Genomic DNA, 16961 nt, shown 5'->3' on the forward strand with positions numbered 1-16961 from the left:
CATGCCTACCTTGCCGTTTGCAGCCCTTGCCTTGCTGTTCGCCCTGCCCGTGCATAGCGCAAGTGCCGCCGACCCCAGCGACTGGAACGCCGTGCTTGAACAAGCGCAAGGCCAGACCGTCTACTGGAATGCCTGGGGTGGCGACACCCATACCAATCGCTATATCGAGTGGGTCACCGAGCAAATGCAGCGTGAACATGATGTCGATGTACGTCACGTGAAACTCAATGACACCAGCCGCGCCGTCTCGCGCGTACTGGCGGAAAAGCAGGCGGGCAATGACGCTGACGGCAGCGTGGATCTCATCTGGATCAATGGCGAAAATTTCGCCGCCATGCGTGAGAACGACTTGCTGTACGGGCCTTTTGCGGAATCGCTACCCAACTTCGCGCTGACCAACGCCGATGCAAACCCCGAGGTAATCACCGACTTCACCTTGCCCACGCAGGGCTATGAGTCGCCCTGGGGAAAGGCCCAGATCACGTTTTATTACGACAGCGAGCGTATCGAGACACCGCCTACCGACATGGCCGAACTCCTCGACTGGGCTGAAGCCAACCCTGGTGAATTCACTTACCCACGCATTCCCGACTTCACCGGCAGCACCTTTCTCAAACAGGCATTGATCGAACTCAGTGATAATCCCGAAGCCCTCTATGCGCCAATGGAAGAGAGCGATTTCGAGGCCGTCACCGCACCGCTCTGGGCTTATCTGGATGCGTTGCACCCACACCTCTGGCGCAGTGGCCGTGCCTTTCCCGATGCCGGGCCCACCCTGCGTACCTTGATGAGCAATGGTGAGCTGTCACTGGCGTTTACCTTTTATCCTTCCGAACCCGCTGCCGCCGTTGCCGGTTATGAGCTGCCCGAAAGCACGCGCAGTTATGTGCTTGAAGGAGGCACGCTGGGCAATGTGCATTTCGTCGCCATTCCCTACAACTCGCCACACAAGGCAGGTGCCATGCTGCTGGCTAACTTCCTGCTTTCGCCTGAAGCTCAAGCCCATAAACAGGACATCGATGTATGGGGAGACCGCACCGTCCTCGACATGAGCACCCTGGACGCGAGTGAGCGCGAACGCTTCGCCATCGATGAGAGCAACCCTGCCATGCTGGCGCCGGAGGCATTGGCCAACACCTTGCCCGAGCCACACCCAAGCTGGATGACCGCCCTGCAGGAAGCCTGGCAAGAGCGCTATGTGGGCAATTGAGAGTTGCCCCATAAACACATTCCATAACGCCGGTCGGATGCCTTCATGCTGGTAAGGCTCGCCCCCGCCATTACCATGGCGTTGCTGGTCGGCCCGGTAATGGCGGGGCTCGCCATGATGCTGCTTCCCGCCTTCGGTTATCTACCGGTGCTCGGCGGCGAGACCCTGAGCCTGGCGCCATGGCGTGAACTCTTCGCCCAGCCGGGGCTGGGGCGCTCGGTGTGGGTGAGTTTCTCCACCGGGCTTGTCACCACAACTGTGTCATTGAGTATCGTGGTGCTGTTTCTAGCCGCCGCCAGCGGCTCACGGCTGGACCGTGCGATTCGGCGCCTGGTATCGCCGTTACTATCTATTCCCCACGCCGCCACGGCGTTTGGGCTGGCATTTTTGATCGCGCCTTCAGGGCTGATTTCACGCTTTATCTCGCCGGCGCTGACCGGCTGGGAGCGTCCGCCGGATTTATTGATCGTCAACGATGCCTGGGGATTGACGCTCATGGCAGGGCTCGTCCTGAAAGAGATACCCTTTCTGCTGCTGATGAGCCTGGCCGCCCTGCCTCAACTGAACCCGGCGCAGCGCGTCATGATGGCCCGCTCGCTGGGCTATCGACCCACGATTGCCTGGTTCAAGGCGGTGTTGCCGGCGCTTTATCCGCTGATTCGCCTACCGGTCTATGCGGTGATCGCCTATGCGTCCTCGGTTGTCGATATGGCGATGATTCTGGGGCCGACCCTGCCCTCCACGCTCAGCGTATCGGTCTTGCAATGGTTTCATGACCCGGACTTGACCCGCCGCTTCATGGCCTCGGCAGGGGCGGTGCTGCAATTGGGCGTCACCATCGCCGCCCTGGCGACCTGGTGGGGGCTGGAAACCCTGGCTCGCCGCTCGATGCAGCACTGGATCGAGCGTGGCAACCGCAGGGGCGGCGAGCTCCCCCTGCGCATTGCAGGCCGTGGGTTGATTCTGCTGACCACGCTGACCGCCTTTGCCGCGATCGGCGGCCTGGCTCTGTTCTCCTTTGCCGGCTTCTGGCGCTTTCCCGAGGCATTGCCGCAAGATTTTGTGGTTGTGCATTGGTTGCGTGCCTTGCCGTCCTTGCAATCCCCCCTGTTCACGACGGCGGCCATTGCCTGCGCTTCCACCTTGCTCGCCCTGGTGCTGGTACTCGCCACGCTGGAAAATGAATACCGGCGACAGATCCCGCCTTCACGCGCCCTGTGGCTACTTTATCTGCCGTTGATCGTGCCTCAGGTCGCCTTTCTGTTCGGGTTGGTGGTGGCGGCGGAAAGCCTGGGGATACGCCCGCAGCTAGGGCTGGTGGTGGCCGGACATTTACTCTTCGTTCTGCCCTACCTTTACCTATCGCTTGCCGAAGCCTACCGGCGTCTCGATCCGCGCTGGTTTCAGCTTTCGCGCACCCTGGGCGTTTCCCGACTGCGCACCTTCTTTCAAGTGCGCCTACCGTTGCTGCTGGCCCCGATTCTCACCGCCGTGGCCGTGGGGCTCGCCATAAGCATCGGCCAGTATCTGCCTACACAACTACTCGGCGGCGGGCGTGTCACGACGATTACCACCGAGGCGGTGTCGCTCGCCTCAGGCGGCAACCGTCGCTTGATCGGCGTCTGGGCATTGGTGCAGGCTGTGCTCCCGTTAATCGGCTTCATGCTGGCAATCGGCTTGCCTCGATTGCTGTGGGCCAACCGAAGCGGCATGCGAGGTGCGCCTTGAACGATTCGTTGATCTTGAAACAGGTACGCATCCAGCTGGAAAACCGCTGTCTGGTCGCCGTGGATCAAATCATTTCTCCTGGCGAGGTATTCACCGTGATGGGCCCTTCCGGCTCGGGAAAGTCCACGCTTCTGGCTTATGTGGCAGGCTTCCTGTCGCCCACCTTTCAAGCCGAAGGGGAAGTATGGCTGGGAAATCGCAACATCACCCATTTACCGGCGGAGTCTCGCGGGGTGGGGCTGCTGTTTCAGGACCCACTGTTATTCCCGCACTTGAGCGTGGCCGGTAACCTGGGATTCGGCCTGCCGCAACGTACACCGAACAAGGCCGAGTGCATTGAGCAGGCGCTTGAACAGATCAACCTGAGCGGCTTCGGCAATCGCGACCCGGCCACCCTTTCCGGGGGCCAGAAGTCGCGTGTCGCCTTGATGCGCCTGCTGCTTTCCAAACCCTGCGCGGTACTGCTGGATGAACCTTTTTCCAAGCTGGATACCACCCTGCGTAGGGAAATGCGCGACTTGGTATTCAGCCAGCTGCGCGAAGCGAGCCTGCCCAGCCTGTTGGTCACCCATGATCAGGAAGACGCCCAGGCAGCGGGAGGGTCACTGATTGAACTCTGAACATCACCTGAGCATCGTGATGCCCGTCTTGAACGAGGCAGGCACGCTCGCTGCGACACTCGAAGCGCTTATTCCGCTACGACACGGCGGCGTGGAAGTCATCGTGGTGGATGGTGGCAGTCAAGATGCCACCCTCACCCTCGCCCGTCCGCTTGCCGATCAGGTGCTGGAAGGCCCGGTTGGCCGCGCGCGGCAGATGAACCTCGGGGCTTATGCAGCCAGCGGTGAGTGGTTGCTGTTTCTGCACGCCGATACACGCCTGCCTGAAGACGCCCTGCCCGCGATTTCCCGGGCATTGGGCGGCAATCGAGTGTGGGGGCGATTCGATATTCATTTGAGCGGTGCCAGTTCCATGCTGCCCATGATCAGCGCCATGATGAACCGGCGTTCGCGGCTCACCGGGATTGCCACCGGCGACCAGGCGATGTTCATGACCCGAAATGCCTTTGAGCGGGTCGGCGGGTTTCTCGACCAGCCGCTGATGGAGGATATCGAGATATCACGCAAGCTCAAGCGGCTTTCAAGACCCGCCTGCCTGGGGCAGAAAGTCACCAGTGCCGGAAGGCGCTGGGATAAGCATGGCGCCTGGAAGACCATTTTACTGATGTGGCGGCTACGTTACCGCTACTGGCGGGGTGAGACCGCCGAGCGTCTGGCAGAGGAGTACCGTCATGCACGCTGACATTCAGTTGGGTATTCTGGCCAAGGCGCCACTGCCCGGCCAGGCAAAGACGCGTTTGATTCCAGGCGTGGGGGCGCAACGAGCCGCCCGGATTCATGCCGACCTGGTGCGACATAGCGTGGCCACCGCCTGTCAGGCGTTTGCAGGCTCTCAAATCACCCTCTGGACGGCGCTGGATCACGCTCATCCCTTGTTCATCGAGCTTCAAGCGCACTATGCCGTAAGCCTGGCGCCCCAGCCGGAAGGCGATTTGGGTGCGCGGATGTTGCATGCGCTAAGCCGCGCGCCAGGGCCGACATTGTTGATGGGCAGCGATTGCCCGCTGATTAGCCCTGCGCTGCTGCGGCACTGTAGCCAAGCACTCGCCGACCATGACGTAGTGATATTGCCTGCCGAAGACGGCGGTTATGGGTTGATCGGCATGACCCACCCCCAGCCGGAGCTGTTCAGGGAAATCGCCTGGGGAAGCGCTCAGGTCATGGCGATGACTCACCAACGCATCCAGCAACTGGGGCTGTCGCTTGCCTGCCCGGCTACCCTCTGGGACATTGATCACCCTGAAGACTGGGCGCGCTGGCAAGCACTTAACGTATCGCTGCTGTAAGGTTTGCGTGTTTCCAACGACCTAGCTATTCATTCCTCCTACGAGATACGCCCGTGACGAGACAACGCCTGTTCATTGCCGCCCTGGTGGCGCTTGCCATCGCTGCCTTCTTTCTGACCGGCCTCGATGAATTTTTCACCCTGGCCAACCTCCAGGCGTATCAAGCTCAGTTTCAACAGCTGTTCGTGCAGCACCCCTGGCAGGTCGGCGGGGGCTTCTTTGCGATTTACGTGGTGATGGCCACGCTTTCGCTGCCCGGCGCCACCCTGCTGACGCTGTTGGGCGGCGCCTTGTTCGGCCTGGGCTGGGGGCTCTTGATCATTTCCTTCGCCAGCACCATCGGGGCGACGCTCGCCTTTCTGTTGTCACGGTTTCTGTTTCGCAAGCTTATCGAGCAGCGCTTTCCTCGCCAGTTGGAAACGGTCAATCGCGGTATCCAGCGCGATGGCGCCCTTTACCTTTTCTCCTTGCGCCTGGTACCGGTGTTTCCCTTTTTCATCATCAACCTGGTGATGGGCCTGACGCGAATCAAGACCGTCACCTTCTACTGGGTGAGCCAAGTCGGCATGCTGCCGGGCACCTTGGTCTATGTAAATGCCGGGGGACAGCTGGGCGAACTGGAATCCCTGGGCGGGGTACTGTCGCCGTCGCTCTTGGCTTCTTTTGCTTTGCTTGCGGTGTTCCCCTGGGTCGCCCGGCGCCTGGTGCTGCTGGTTCAGCGGCGCAAGATGTATCGGGGGTTCACTCGGCCCAAGCACTTTGACTACGACATCCTGGTGATCGGCGCGGGCTCCGCCGGCCTGGTGGCAAGCTATATCGCCAGTGCGGTCAAGGCCAAGGTCGCGCTGGTCGAACGCGACAAGATGGGCGGCGACTGTCTGAATACCGGCTGTGTGCCTTCCAAGGCGCTGATACGCGCCGCGCGTAGCGCCCATGAGGTTCGCAATGCCCATCGCTTCGGCATCAAGACCCAGCAACCCGAGGTCGATTTTGCGGCGGTCATGGGCCATGTGCATGAAGCCGTTGCCAACGTCGCCCCTCACGACAGCGTAGAGCGCTATACCGGGCTTGGGGTGGATGTCATTCAGGACAGCGCCACCCTGGTTTCGCCCTGGGAAGTTCAGGTCGGCGACAAGATTCTCAACGCCCGGCATATCGTCCTGGCCACCGGCGCCCGGCCGAAGGTGCCGCACCTGCCGGGAATAGAGCAGATCGACGTGCTCACCTCGGAAAACCTCTGGTCACTGACGACGTTGCCCGAGCGTCTGGTGGTGCTTGGCGGGGGCGCTATCGGCTGCGAATTGAGCCAGAGCTTCGCACGCCTGGGTAGCCGGGTCAGCCTGGTGGAGGGCGCAGATCAACTGCTCGGCGGCGAAGACAGCGAGGTCGGCGAACACGTCACCCAGGTACTCGGCAGCGAAGGAATCGATGTGCTTACCCAGGCAAAGGCACTGGAAGTGATTGCCACCGATGAAGGCCACGCTTTGGTGATCGAACATGACGGAAAGCGTCGTACACTGCCTTTCGACCGGCTGCTGGTCAGCGTGGGGCGCCAGGCCAATACCCAAGGGCTGGGATTGGAGGCGCTGGGCATCAGTGCTTCTGAGTCAGGCACGCTGGAGCTGAATAACCGCCTGCAGACCCGCATGCCCAATATCTGGGCCTGCGGTGATCTCGCCGGGCCTTACCAGCTGACGCATGCCGCCGCTCATCAGGCTTGGCACGCCACGGTCAATGCGCTGTTCGGCGAACTCAAGAGCTTTGCCGTGGATTATCGCTTCATGCCGGCGGTTGTCTATGTGCAACCGGAAGTCGCCCGGGTGGGGCTCAACGAAAAGCAGGCCAAGGCCAAAGGCATTGATTATGAGCTCACTCATTACGCCATGAAAGAAAGCGACCGGGCCATCGCCGAAGGCGCGACGCAAGGCTTTATCAAGGTACTGACGGTGCCCGGGCGTGATCGCATTCTGGGCGCGACCATCGTGGCCGAAAATGCCGGAGAATGGCTGGGGGAATTCACCCTGGCCATGAAGCACGGCCTGGGGTTGAACAAGTTATTGGGCACCATTCACCCCTACCCCACCCTGGGCGAAGCCGCCAAGGCAACGGCCGGGGTATGGAAGAACGCCCACAAACCCGAGCGCTTGTTGCGCCTGCTAAAGCGCTACTTTGCCTGGCGGCGCAAGGATGATGAGGTGTCTTCGTGAAGAAACTGGTGCTGGTCGGTGCCGGACACGCCCATGCCTTCGTGCTGGAAGCTTTCGCCGAACGCCCGGATGCGGGCATTGAGCTGACGCTGATCAGCGATCGCCCCAAGGCCGCCTATTCCGGTTGTGTACCCGCCTGGCTGGCCGGGGAATGCTCCCTGGAAGAAGCGCAGATCGATATCGCCGCTTTATGCGAGCGGGCCGGTGCCCGCTTGATTGTGGAGCCCGCGGTGGCGGTCGACGGTGCAAACCGCCATGTAACATTGGCTGGCGGTGAGAAAATCAGTTTTGATATCGCCTCTCTCAATGTCGGCTCGACCCTTGAAAGACCAGCGCAGCAAAGCGATTCCCCGCCGTACCTTCTGGCCATGCGCCCCTTGAATGAGCTTCAACGGCGCTGGCAAGACTTGCTGGAAACAGTACAGGCCTGGCCGGGTGGGACCGAGCGCCGCGTGCTTGGGGTGGGTGGCGGTGCGGCGGGATGCGAAACCCTGATGAGCGTCCTGACACAACTCAGGTCACAGCGCCCGGATATCATCTGGCGCGGCACCTTGATGAGTGCGGGAAAGCAGCCACTGCCCGAGGCGGGCCGCTTGCCGCGCGCGCTGGTGAGGCGCGCGCTCAAGCAAGCGGGTGTGACCTGGCAAGGAAACTCACGGGGAGAAGCGCTCGTTAAAGGCGCAGTACGCGATCACCAGGGGCGGCAACATCCGGCGGATATCGTGCTCTGGGCCACTGGTGCGGTCGGCCATGGCTGGCTTGTCGCAAGTGACTTACCGCTGGATAAAAAAGGCTTCATCAAGGTAGAAAACACCCTGACAGTAAGCGGCATGCCTCAGCTGTTTGCCGCCGGGGACTGCACGGCCTTCGACCCGCCGTTGCCCAATGCCGGCGTCTATGCGGTACGCATGGGGCCACCTCTGGCTGAAAACCTGCGCCACGCCTGCCATGGCCAGGCACTCAAGCCCTGGCAACCACCCAGGCGCGTACTCGCCTTGATCGGTACCGGCGATGGCCGAGCCATTGCCAGCCGCGGTTTTATCGGATTTTCCGGGCGCTGGGTGTGGCGCTGGAAAAAACGCATCGATGCGCGCTTTATCGCCCGCTTCAACCGGCCTTTCTGAAACCGCCCAGCACCCGGCTGTCGGGGCCGAAGAACACCAGGCGGTCATGGTCGATCAGGTAGCGATAGGCCGTTTCCAGCATATTGGTGACTCGCTGTGCATCTTCCAGCTGTGGGCAGGCCATACGCGTGGTGGCCAATTCGCTCACTTCGATACGCTGGTTGTCGCCCAATGCCACTTCGCCGCTGAAGCGGTTGCAGCCATCGTGGCCGCTCAGCTTGCCGTTGGCCTCGATACGAAAGTACGGCGTTTCCGGCATGGAAAGTCGCTCATTCGTGCCTACCAGGAGCAGATTCCAGCGCTGCTCCACCACCGGGCCAAAAAGCCCTTGCGATGACGGCTCATCCAGGCGTTGGGTATCCGGGGTACTGCTGCAACCCACAAGCCCCAAAATCACCGCCGCCAGGACTGCCAGCGGGGCGATACGGTATGCGCTTTTCATCATCAATATCTCGCTTAACAAGTGCCGGCCTGTTACCAGGTACCGGTCTTTTCCATGGACACCCAAGGCTCCCGGGGAGCAAGGGCATCGCCTTTTTGCAGCAGTTCGATGGAGATGCCATCGGGGCTTTTGACGAACGCCATATGCCCATCATGCGGCGGGCGATTGATGGTCACACCATTATCCAGCAGGTGCTGGCATAAGGCGTAGATATCCTCGACACGATAAGCCAGGTGACCGAAATTGCGCCCACCCGTATAGGTTTCCGGGTCCCAATTGTAGGTCAGTTCGATCTCGGGAGCCTGATGCTCCTCGGAGCTGGCTTGATCGTCGGGGGCCGCCAGAAACACCAGCGTGAAACGGCCTTTTTCACTTTCCTTGCGGCGCACTTCCTTGAGACCCAACAGATCGCAGTAAAAATGCAGTGAGGCGTCCAGGTCACTGACACGCAGCATGCTATGCAGGTATTGCATAGTGACTCTCCTTGCTCAGTGGGTATATTCGCGGAAGATTTCCGGGGTCCGGTCATCGCGAGTAAAGCTCAGCACCGCATAGTCATCCACACGGCCAGTTTCCATACCCGGGGTGCCGTGCGGCATACCCGGCACGCTCAGCCCGGCGATATCCGGGCGCTGTTCCAGCAGTTGCTTGATATCCGCTGCCGGCACATGGCCTTCGATCACATAACCTTCGACCATGGCGGTGTGACAGGAAGCCAATTCCGGGGCGACGCCCTGTTCTATCTTGATCGAGCGCATATCGGGCTCTTTGTGATGCGCCACCTCGAAACCATTGTCTTGCAAATGTTCCACCCAGGCGCCGCAACAGCCGCAATTGGGGTCGCTGTGCACTTCGATGACAGGGTCGGCAAAGGCCGGTGAAGCCCCCGCGAACACCGCCAGCAGACAAGCACCGGATAACAGCTTGTTTATACGAGAATGTGACATGGCGACGACCTTTTGAATAAAACGGTATAGTTAAATGATTCCCCATCTTAGCTGTGATTGCTGATAGGAGAAAGCCGTGGATACCTTGACTCAGGCGGCACTCGGGGCCGCGGTCGGCGGTACCTTGCTGGGTAAGCGTCTGGGACGCAAGGCCGTCGTGATCGGGGCATTGCTGGGCACCCTGCCCGATCTGGATATAGCGTTGGATTACGGCGATGCCGTGAGCAACATGACCGAGCATCGTGGCTTCACTCATTCGCTGTGGGTCCTCACCCTGCTGGGCACACTTCTGGCGCTTCTGGCCGCGCGTTTCGCCCCGGCCCGCGATATCTCACTGACGCGCTGGTGGTGGTTTTTTATCCTGGGGCTTGCTACCCATCCGCTGCTCGACGCTTTGACCACCTACGGCACCCAATTGTTCTGGCCTTCGGCCACACCACCGGTGGCCTGGCCGACCATTTTTATCATCGACCCTCTTTACAGCCTTCCCCTTCTGCTCGGGTTCGGTGTGGCGCTAGTCGGTCATCGGGTGCAGCGTGCCTGTGCCTGGGGGCTGGCTATCTCTTGCTTTTACTTGCTGCTGGCGACAGGTGCCAAGCAATGGGTGGAATACCGCCTGGCGCCGGTACTCGCTGAGCATGGGCTGCAGCAAGCTCCCCGTTTGGTTCAACCCACGCCCTTCAATATCCTGTTGTGGCGAGTCACGATCATTGCCCAGGATGAGCATCATGAAAGCCTGATCAGCGTGTTCGATGGCGACCATCAGCCGTACCTGGCGCGATTTCATCGCGGCGCCCAACTTGAGCCGCTCGCCCTGGGAACGCGGCATGGGCAACGTCTAGACTGGTTTGCCGGACCCTTCCTGCGCTACGCCACGGAGCTGATCGATGAACAGCTCACCTTGGTGGCCACGGACATCCGTCTGGGCTTTCCCGGTTTCTATCCGTTCAGCTTTACCTTAGCGAGACGTGATGAGAGGCGCTGGCAGGCACTGGAAGCACCCAGATTGGTGGACACATCACGCGACATGCAACTGGAGGTCTTGGTGCGGCTCGCCCGCCGCGCTTTGGGCCGCCCCACAGCGCTATGCCCGGGCGATTTTGTCGAACCGCGTTGGCATATCGAGCCTGACCGCAGTTGTTGAGCAGGAACAGCCGTTGAGCAGGAACAGTTAGTGACCAGAAACACAAAACCCCGCTTTCGCGGGGTTTTCACGGCTTGGGGCAGCGTATTCGATTGAGCTGCATTCAAGCGGTGTCGTGTTAGCGGGCTTGCGTTACGTCTCAGGCAAAGTTCTGAGCGACGAAGTCCCAGTTAAGCACGTTCCAGACATTTTCCAGGTACTTGGGCCGGGCGTTACGGTAATCGATGTAATAAGCATGCTCCCACACATCGATAGTCATGATTGGCGTCTGACCGTGAGCAATGGGGGTGTCGGCGTTGCTGGTGTTGACGATATCGACACCGCCATCGGCGGTCTTGATCAGCCAGGTCCAACCGGAACCGAAGTTACCCGCCGCATTGGCATTGAAGGTCTTCTTGAATTCCTCGAAGGAGCCGAACTTGGCATTGATGGCATCGGCCAGAGCGCCTGTCGGCTCACCGCCGCCGTTGGGCGACAGGCAATGCCAGTAAAAAGTGTGGTTCCACACCTGTGCCGCCTGGTTGAACAGGCCACCCGAGGAGGCGTTGATGATCTCTTCCAGAGATTTCTTGGCGTCGTCGGTGCCTTCGGTCAACTCATTGAGTTTGTTGACATAAGTCTGGTGATGTTTGCCATAATGATATTCGAGCGTCTCGGCGGAGATATGCGGCTCGAGAGCATTTTTTTCATACGGCAGGGCAGGCAATTCAAACGCCATGGGTGAAGCTCCTTATAGGGATTTTTTTCATTTGCTATCTTGCCCCCATCTCACTTGAATCTCGAAAGTGGACGGGCAAGCGTCACGGCTTGACGCGCCACTCAACCTAACGACTTTGAGCCTTTCGCGCAAGTCCCTGCCTATGCAAGAAAAACTAGCTGCCGGGGGCGATCCCCTGGCCGCAGCCACTATATTGAGTGCCCTCGAAGGTTAATGTCACCCTGGCGGGAAAGGGTTTTCCACTCATGCCGTCAAAGCAGGCACCGGCTTCCAGGCGCAGACGAAACGGCTGGTCGGGCCGGGTACTTTCCAGGACCACTCGCCCGTTTTCATTGTCCATGACGCTAACGCGATAGGCACGGGTTGCCTCGTGAGTCGCGTAATCCAGCACCAATGACAGCGTCGGAGTGTCATGCGCCAGTTCCACCCACCAACCCGGCTCGTTGCCTTGCCCACGAAACATCACTCCAGGGTGGTCGCTACGCGTGAAGGCGTCGCGTTGTGTGGTCAACCGACATTGCAGCTGGCCACGCGGGGTTTCCACCTGTGCCCGCTCGCCCCGATTCCAGAAGCTGATATCACCCGCCTGATAACGTGCGCCACTGGCCACCACGGCCGCCGGCAGTTGCCAGGCACCGTGCAATGACCATAACCGAAGCTCGTCGCTGCCTGTGGTGGCGGTAACCAAATGCTGATTGGCCGGCTGACACTGCCAGGCGGAAAATTGCTCGGCACCACCGGCAAAAAAAGACGAGGGCAACAAAGGCGCGGCATTGAAGGAAGTACCGGCCGAGCCGGAGGCCTTATTCGACGGAGCTGTGGGGGCTGTACTCGCCGCCGGGGCGACACAGCCACTCAGTAACACGAACAAGGCGGCGGGCAAGCATGCGGAAAAGTAGGCAAAAGGCAAAATCGATACTCCACATCGGGGCGACAAAATAGTCCAAGCGAAAAACAGCCTGGGCGAAACGGGGCTCAGCCACGCTTGAAGGCTTGGAGATCCAACGGATCAAAGCCATTGACCTTATCGGGAAGCCCTTTTTCTTCCCGCTTCAGACGTACCTGCATCTTTTCGGCAAGTCGCTCGGAGTCATCATCCGGCGTACGGCCGTTGAGTTCGGCCAGCTGCGCCATGCCCTGATGATAAAAAGTCAGTAGATCCAGCGCGGTGGTGTTGCCTTCTTCAACTGCCTTGCGCAAACCCGGCAGGTAGCCGCTGATCTGGCCTAGATGATGTTTAAGCTGCCAGACGTAGCGTACTTCTTTCATCCATGGCCGATCCTTAAGTACGGTGAACGTTGCACCGGTGGCAAGCAGTCCCAGCAATACCCCTAGCGCGTTCAGCCACAGGCTGCTACCGAACGTGGCCACCAATAATTGGGAAAATACCAAGCCCAGTACGATTAGCTGCCCAGCCATCGCCAGACTGATCAAGCGTCCCTTGCGCCGGTAGGTTTCCGGGTCATGCTCTTCCAAGTAAAACGCCATACGGAGTCTCTCTACTATATCAAAAGTCCCTCATGATACGGCGCAGGCGGTGCTAAACAAAGCACCGAGATGGGTATTGCTCAGCCCAGCCGCTCGGCGGCTTGTTTCAGCAGGCGCTCGGTCGTTTCCCAGCCCAGGCAGGCATCGGTCACCGAAACACCGTAACGCATGGCGCCCGGCTTGAGCGGTTGCTTGCCTTCATGCAAATGGCTTTCCAGCATCAAGGCAGCGATATGCGGATTGCCCGCCTGACGTTGGGCTAATACATCCAGCATGACTTCCACCTGGCGGCGATGGTCCTTGCGCGCATTGGCATGGCTGCAATCCACCATCAGGCGCGGGTTGAGCCCGGCCTTGCGCAGCGCTCGCGTGGCAGCCGCCACATGGTCGCTCTGATAGTTGGGCTCACCGTGGCCACCGCGCAGTACCAGATGCGTATGAGGGTTACCCGCGCTTTGCTGAACCGTGGGGCGACCATTGGCCTCCAGGGCGAAACGCTGATGAGGATGCTTTGCCGCCATCATGGCATCAAGCGCCACTTGCACATCGCCACTGGTGGCGTTCTTGAAGCCTACCGCGGCAGGCAAATCGCTTGCCAGTTCACGATGCAATTGTGATTCCGTGGTGCGCGCGCCAATCGCCACCCAACTCAACAGGTCTTCGAGGTAAGGGGCAAGCATCGGCTGAAGAAGTTCCGTGGCGACCGGCAAGCCACGTTCCGCCACGTCATGCATCAATTGGCGGGAAAGCGTCAGGCCATGCGCCATGTCACCACTTCCATCGAGATGTGGGTCGTAGGCCAGCCCCTTCCAGCCCACGGTGGTGCGCGGCTTCTCTACGTAAACCCGCATTACCGGCAATAGCGTATCCGCCACTTCTTCGCTCAACACAGCCAGGCGGTCGGCATATTCCAGTGCTGCCCTGGGATTATCGATGGAGCAAGGACCAACCACTACCAGCATGCGATCATCACTGCCGTCGAGAATTGCATTGACCGCGCCGCGCTGCTGCTGGATACGCGCTTCGAGTGCCGGAGAAAGATCGATGGATGCGCGCAGCTGAGCGGGCGTGGGCAAGTAATTCACTGAGGCTGGGGTATCCCTGGACAAGAGCGTTTCGGTGACGGCAAGAGCTTGGCTTGCGGGGGCGTTCATTATCAATTCTCCATGGTTAAAAAATAAAAAAGCCCCGGTCGGGGTTGCCGACCGGGGCTTTCTTGTTTTCGGCAGGCGACCCTTGAAGGGTGTGCCTGTCGACGCGACGCTAGGCGTCGGCCATGGGCACACCGTAGCTAAACCAATACCAGAAATAGGCCTGAGCGGACGCTTTCTTCAACACAGCACCCTTGTCGGCAAAGGCCGACATGCTAGCTGTGTCGAGAGAAAAACGTGTCACAATCATGAGAGCTTCCTGTCTTGGATTAACCGGGGTGAGCCGGGTCATATGTCATTCGATGAATCAATCCTGCCTGTCGGATTCACGGATGGCAACCCTTCAGCCGGTAAATACTTGTACCCAGCCGATGGTCGCCGGCAATGCCGCCATGCTGACCAATACAATCAAGCCGAGAATGATCGACGGCAATCCTGAGGGATCCTTGAAGTTTTCGTCATGATGAGCCATTGAAGCTTCCTTATCTATTATGTATTACGGCCTGAGCCATATGCCATGTTGTCGGGGGTAAAGCGACACGGTCAACAGACAAGTTTAACCAATCGAGCTTCATTCAGCGAGAACGTGATTCAGGCCTTGCGCGGTGCGTAGGCGAATACATCGGAAAACACGCGATCGGCCTCCAGCGCTTTTTCTTCCAGAACGTCGAGGCAGGCATACACCATCGGCGGCGAGCCGGAAAGGTAGACATCCCACCCTTGGAGATCGTCGATCTCTTGCGCCAGCACCCTGTCGATACGCCCTAGATGATGCCAACTGGCATTATCCGCGGGCAACGCCGCTTCCAGCGGACTTTCGGTGACGGCATGAAAACTGACCTGGGACAGCGTCCGAGCCCATTCACTGGCGAGCTGCTCATGATAGAGGTCGCGCCATTCGCGTACCGCCCACCATAGCGAGATTTTGCGTTCAGGCTGATGATGCACTGCCGCTTCAATGATCGCCTTCATTTGGGCGAAACCGGTACCCGCGGCAATCAGTAGCAGAGGGCGCTGGCTTTCCAGGTCCAGCACGCTCTTGCCACCGGGCAGGCGCACATTGAGCCGGTTGGCCACTTGCAGCAATTCACGCAGCCGGGCGGAATTCTCACGCTCAGGCCAGTGCTGGATATGCAGCTCTATCACACCATCACCGCGCTCGGCGCTGGCGATCGAAAACGGGACCCAGGTGTCCTCGTCCAGCTGTAACTCCAGGTACTGCCCCGGCGCATGCTGCATGGCTTCGGGTCGACCTTGCAGGGTCACCCCGAGCACGTCGGGGCTAAGATCTTCAACGGCGGTAACCTGGCAGGTCAGTATCCTTGCGCTCATAGCGTCTCTTACAGTTTTTTAGGGGAGAGAAAAATGGTTTGATGTCATAAAAGAAAATAGCCGCCAAGAACGTCAATGACGCGCCCTGGGCAAGGGGATATCGATTCCCAACTCATCCCAGCGACTGTCGACACGCGCCTTGACCGCCTCATCCATCACGATGGGAGTCCCCCACTCACGCTGAGTTTCTCCGGGCCATTTGTTGGTGGCATCCAATCCCATCTTTGACCCTAACCCGGAGACCGGAGAAGCGAAATCGAGGTAATCGATGGGTGTGTTCTCCACCAGGACGGTATCGCGAGCAGGATCCATTCGCGTGGTGATCGCCCAGATCACATCCTGCCAATCGCGGGCATTGACATCATCATCGAGTACCACCACGAATTTGGTATACATGAACTGGCGCAGAAAGCTCCAGACGCCCATCATCACCCGCTTGGCATGGCCGGGGTACTGCTTTTTGATGGTCACCACCGCCATGCGGTAGGAGCAACCTTCCGGAGGCAGATAGAAATCGACGATTTCCGGGAACTGCTTGCACAGTATCGGCACGAAGACTTCATTGAGTGCCACACCCAGAATCGCCGGCTCATCCGGCGGCCGGCCGGTGTAGGTTGAATGATAGATGGCGTCACGACGCATGGTCATGCGGGTGACAGTAAATACCGGAAAATGATCGACTTCATTGTAATAGCCGGTGTGATCGCCAAACGGCCCCTCCGCCGCCATGTCGTCAGGGTAGATAAAGCCTTCCAGAATAATTTCCGCCGATGCCGGCACGTCCAGGTCAACATGACCGCCTTTGACCAACTCGGTCCGCGAGCCTCTCAGAAGGCCTGCAAACGCGTATTCGGAGAGCGTATCGGGTACCGGTGTCACCGCGCCAAGAATCGTTGCCGGATCGGCGCCCAGCGCCACCGCCACCGGAAATGGCTCGCCGGGATGGGCCTTCTGAAATTCGAGAAAATCCAGCGCGCCGCCCCGATGCGACAACCAGCGCATGATCAGGCGGTTTCTGCCGATTTTCTGCTGTCGGTAGATGCCCAGGTTCTGGCGCGTTTTATGCGGCCCCCGGGTGATCACCAACGGCCAGGTGATGAGAGGTGCCGCATCACCCGGCCAGCAGTGCTGGATGGGTAAACGGCCGAGATCCACTTCATCATCTTCGTAGACCACGTCCTGCACGGGCGCTCGACGTACGTTCTTCGGCCCCATGCTGAGCACCTGCTTGAAGATCGGCAGCTTGTCCCAGGCGTCCTTCAAGCCCTTGGGTGGGTCGGGTTCTTTCAAGAAGGCGAGCAACTTGCCCACTTCACGCAGCGCCTCCACTGAATCCTGCCCCATGCCCAAGGCTACTCGCCTGGGGGTCCCGAAGAGATTGCCCAGCAACGGCATCTCATAACCCTTGACGTTCTCGAATAACAGCGCAGGACCACCGGCACGCAAGGTGCGGTCACATATCTCGGTAATTTCCAGATAAGGGTCGACTTCGACAGTGACACGTTTCAATTCACCAGCGGCCTCGAGAGCGGTGATGAACTCACGTAAATCCTTGTACTTCACG

19 protein-coding genes are annotated in these 16961 nt (G+C 59.5%); 8 read left to right on the forward strand and 11 right to left on the reverse strand.

The window, feature by feature from the left end; genetic code table 11:
- The first annotated feature begins 1 nt into the window (after nucleotide 1).
- The 7 genes from GPM19_RS03670 to GPM19_RS03700 are packed head-to-tail and all read left to right on the forward strand — an operon-like array spanning nucleotide 2 to nucleotide 8175.
- Nucleotides 2-1210: an ABC transporter substrate-binding protein gene (locus GPM19_RS03670; RefSeq protein WP_160417653.1), complete on the forward strand. Its 1209-nt coding sequence runs from the start codon at nucleotides 2-4 to the stop codon at nucleotides 1208-1210.
- Between the two features lie 45 nt (nucleotides 1211-1255).
- The gene (locus GPM19_RS03675) at nucleotides 1256-2938 is read left to right on the forward strand and encodes an ABC transporter permease (RefSeq protein WP_202114670.1); all 1683 of its coding nucleotides are present in this window, start codon (nucleotides 1256-1258) and stop codon (nucleotides 2936-2938) included.
- Nucleotides 2935-3558, forward strand: coding sequence for an ATP-binding cassette domain-containing protein (locus tag GPM19_RS03680; RefSeq protein ID WP_160417515.1), 624 nt, complete (start codon nucleotides 2935-2937; stop codon nucleotides 3556-3558). The genes GPM19_RS03675 and GPM19_RS03680 overlap by 4 nt, the downstream gene beginning before the upstream one ends.
- Nucleotides 3548-4240: a TIGR04283 family arsenosugar biosynthesis glycosyltransferase gene (locus GPM19_RS03685; protein ID WP_264766788.1), complete on the forward strand. Its 693-nt coding sequence runs from the start codon at nucleotides 3548-3550 to the stop codon at nucleotides 4238-4240. The genes GPM19_RS03680 and GPM19_RS03685 overlap by 11 nt, the downstream gene beginning before the upstream one ends.
- Entirely contained in the window at nucleotides 4230-4844 is a 615-nt protein-coding gene (locus GPM19_RS03690; RefSeq protein ID WP_160417516.1) for a TIGR04282 family arsenosugar biosynthesis glycosyltransferase, read from the forward strand. The genes GPM19_RS03685 and GPM19_RS03690 overlap by 11 nt, the downstream gene beginning before the upstream one ends.
- Nucleotides 4845-4897: 53 nt before the next feature.
- A complete protein-coding gene (locus GPM19_RS03695; protein ID WP_160417517.1) occupies nucleotides 4898-7051 on the forward strand; it encodes a dihydrolipoyl dehydrogenase family protein in 2154 nt (717 codons plus the stop codon).
- A complete protein-coding gene (locus GPM19_RS03700) occupies nucleotides 7048-8175 on the forward strand; it encodes an FAD-dependent oxidoreductase (RefSeq protein WP_319928089.1) in 1128 nt (375 codons plus the stop codon). The genes GPM19_RS03695 and GPM19_RS03700 overlap by 4 nt, the downstream gene beginning before the upstream one ends.
- On the opposite strand, the gene GPM19_RS03705 is transcribed toward GPM19_RS03700, so the two are convergent.
- Genes GPM19_RS03705 through GPM19_RS03715 form a run of 3 tightly spaced genes read right to left on the reverse strand, consistent with a single transcriptional unit; the run spans nucleotide 8159 to nucleotide 9564 of the window.
- Nucleotides 8159-8620 carry an META domain-containing protein gene (locus GPM19_RS03705; RefSeq protein ID WP_371829347.1) on the reverse strand — a complete coding sequence of 154 codons (462 nt, stop codon included), beginning with the start codon at nucleotides 8618-8620 and terminating at the stop codon, nucleotides 8159-8161. The genes GPM19_RS03700 and GPM19_RS03705 overlap by 17 nt on opposite strands.
- Nucleotides 8621-8649: 29 nt before the next feature.
- The gene (gene gloA, locus GPM19_RS03710; protein ID WP_160417518.1) at nucleotides 8650-9090 is read right to left on the reverse strand and encodes a lactoylglutathione lyase; all 441 of its coding nucleotides are present in this window, start codon (nucleotides 9088-9090) and stop codon (nucleotides 8650-8652) included.
- A 15-nt stretch (nucleotides 9091-9105) separates the two neighbouring features.
- On the reverse strand, nucleotides 9106-9564 hold the full coding sequence (locus GPM19_RS03715) for a DUF411 domain-containing protein (RefSeq protein ID WP_160417519.1): 459 nt from the start codon (nucleotides 9562-9564) through the stop codon (nucleotides 9106-9108).
- 76 nt (nucleotides 9565-9640) lie between these two features.
- On the opposite strand from GPM19_RS03715, the gene GPM19_RS03720 reads away from it, so the two are divergent.
- Nucleotides 9641-10708, forward strand: a complete 1068-nt coding sequence (locus GPM19_RS03720) for a metal-dependent hydrolase (protein ID WP_160417520.1) — start codon at nucleotides 9641-9643, stop codon at nucleotides 10706-10708.
- Between the two features lie 139 nt (nucleotides 10709-10847).
- Here GPM19_RS03720 and GPM19_RS03725 read toward each other — a convergent pair whose 3' ends face one another.
- The 8 genes from GPM19_RS03725 to ubiD form a co-directional block, all read right to left on the reverse strand.
- Nucleotides 10848-11426, reverse strand: coding sequence for a superoxide dismutase (locus GPM19_RS03725; protein ID WP_114485945.1), 579 nt, complete (start codon nucleotides 11424-11426; stop codon nucleotides 10848-10850).
- Between the two features lie 154 nt (nucleotides 11427-11580).
- A complete protein-coding gene (locus GPM19_RS03730) occupies nucleotides 11581-12336 on the reverse strand; it encodes an MliC family protein (RefSeq protein ID WP_227842116.1) in 756 nt (251 codons plus the stop codon).
- A 65-nt stretch (nucleotides 12337-12401) separates the two neighbouring features.
- Nucleotides 12402-12914 (reverse strand): DUF3087 family protein, encoded by a 513-nt coding sequence (locus GPM19_RS03735; protein ID WP_160417521.1) that lies wholly within the window; start codon nucleotides 12912-12914, stop codon nucleotides 12402-12404.
- An 80-nt stretch (nucleotides 12915-12994) separates the two neighbouring features.
- Nucleotides 12995-14068, reverse strand: coding sequence for a 3-deoxy-7-phosphoheptulonate synthase (locus tag GPM19_RS03740; RefSeq protein ID WP_160417522.1), 1074 nt, complete (start codon nucleotides 14066-14068; stop codon nucleotides 12995-12997).
- A gap of 109 nt (nucleotides 14069-14177) precedes the next feature.
- Complete coding sequence (locus tag GPM19_RS03745) at nucleotides 14178-14315, reverse strand: hypothetical protein (protein ID WP_160417523.1); 138 nt, start codon at nucleotides 14313-14315, stop codon at nucleotides 14178-14180.
- A 93-nt stretch (nucleotides 14316-14408) separates the two neighbouring features.
- Nucleotides 14409-14537 (reverse strand): hypothetical protein, encoded by a 129-nt coding sequence (locus GPM19_RS15515; RefSeq protein WP_264766789.1) that lies wholly within the window; start codon nucleotides 14535-14537, stop codon nucleotides 14409-14411.
- 119 nt (nucleotides 14538-14656) lie between these two features.
- Nucleotides 14657-15397: an NAD(P)H-flavin reductase gene (locus GPM19_RS03750; protein WP_160417524.1), complete on the reverse strand. Its 741-nt coding sequence runs from the start codon at nucleotides 15395-15397 to the stop codon at nucleotides 14657-14659.
- A 72-nt stretch (nucleotides 15398-15469) separates the two neighbouring features.
- A complete protein-coding gene (gene ubiD, locus GPM19_RS03755; RefSeq protein ID WP_160417525.1) occupies nucleotides 15470-16960 on the reverse strand; it encodes a 4-hydroxy-3-polyprenylbenzoate decarboxylase in 1491 nt (496 codons plus the stop codon).
- Between the last annotated feature and the right edge of the window lies 1 nt (nucleotide 16961).

Source organism: Vreelandella zhuhanensis (genome assembly GCF_009793355.1).
In the GTDB taxonomy this organism is placed as follows: Bacteria; Pseudomonadota; Gammaproteobacteria; order Pseudomonadales; family Halomonadaceae; genus Vreelandella; species Vreelandella zhuhanensis.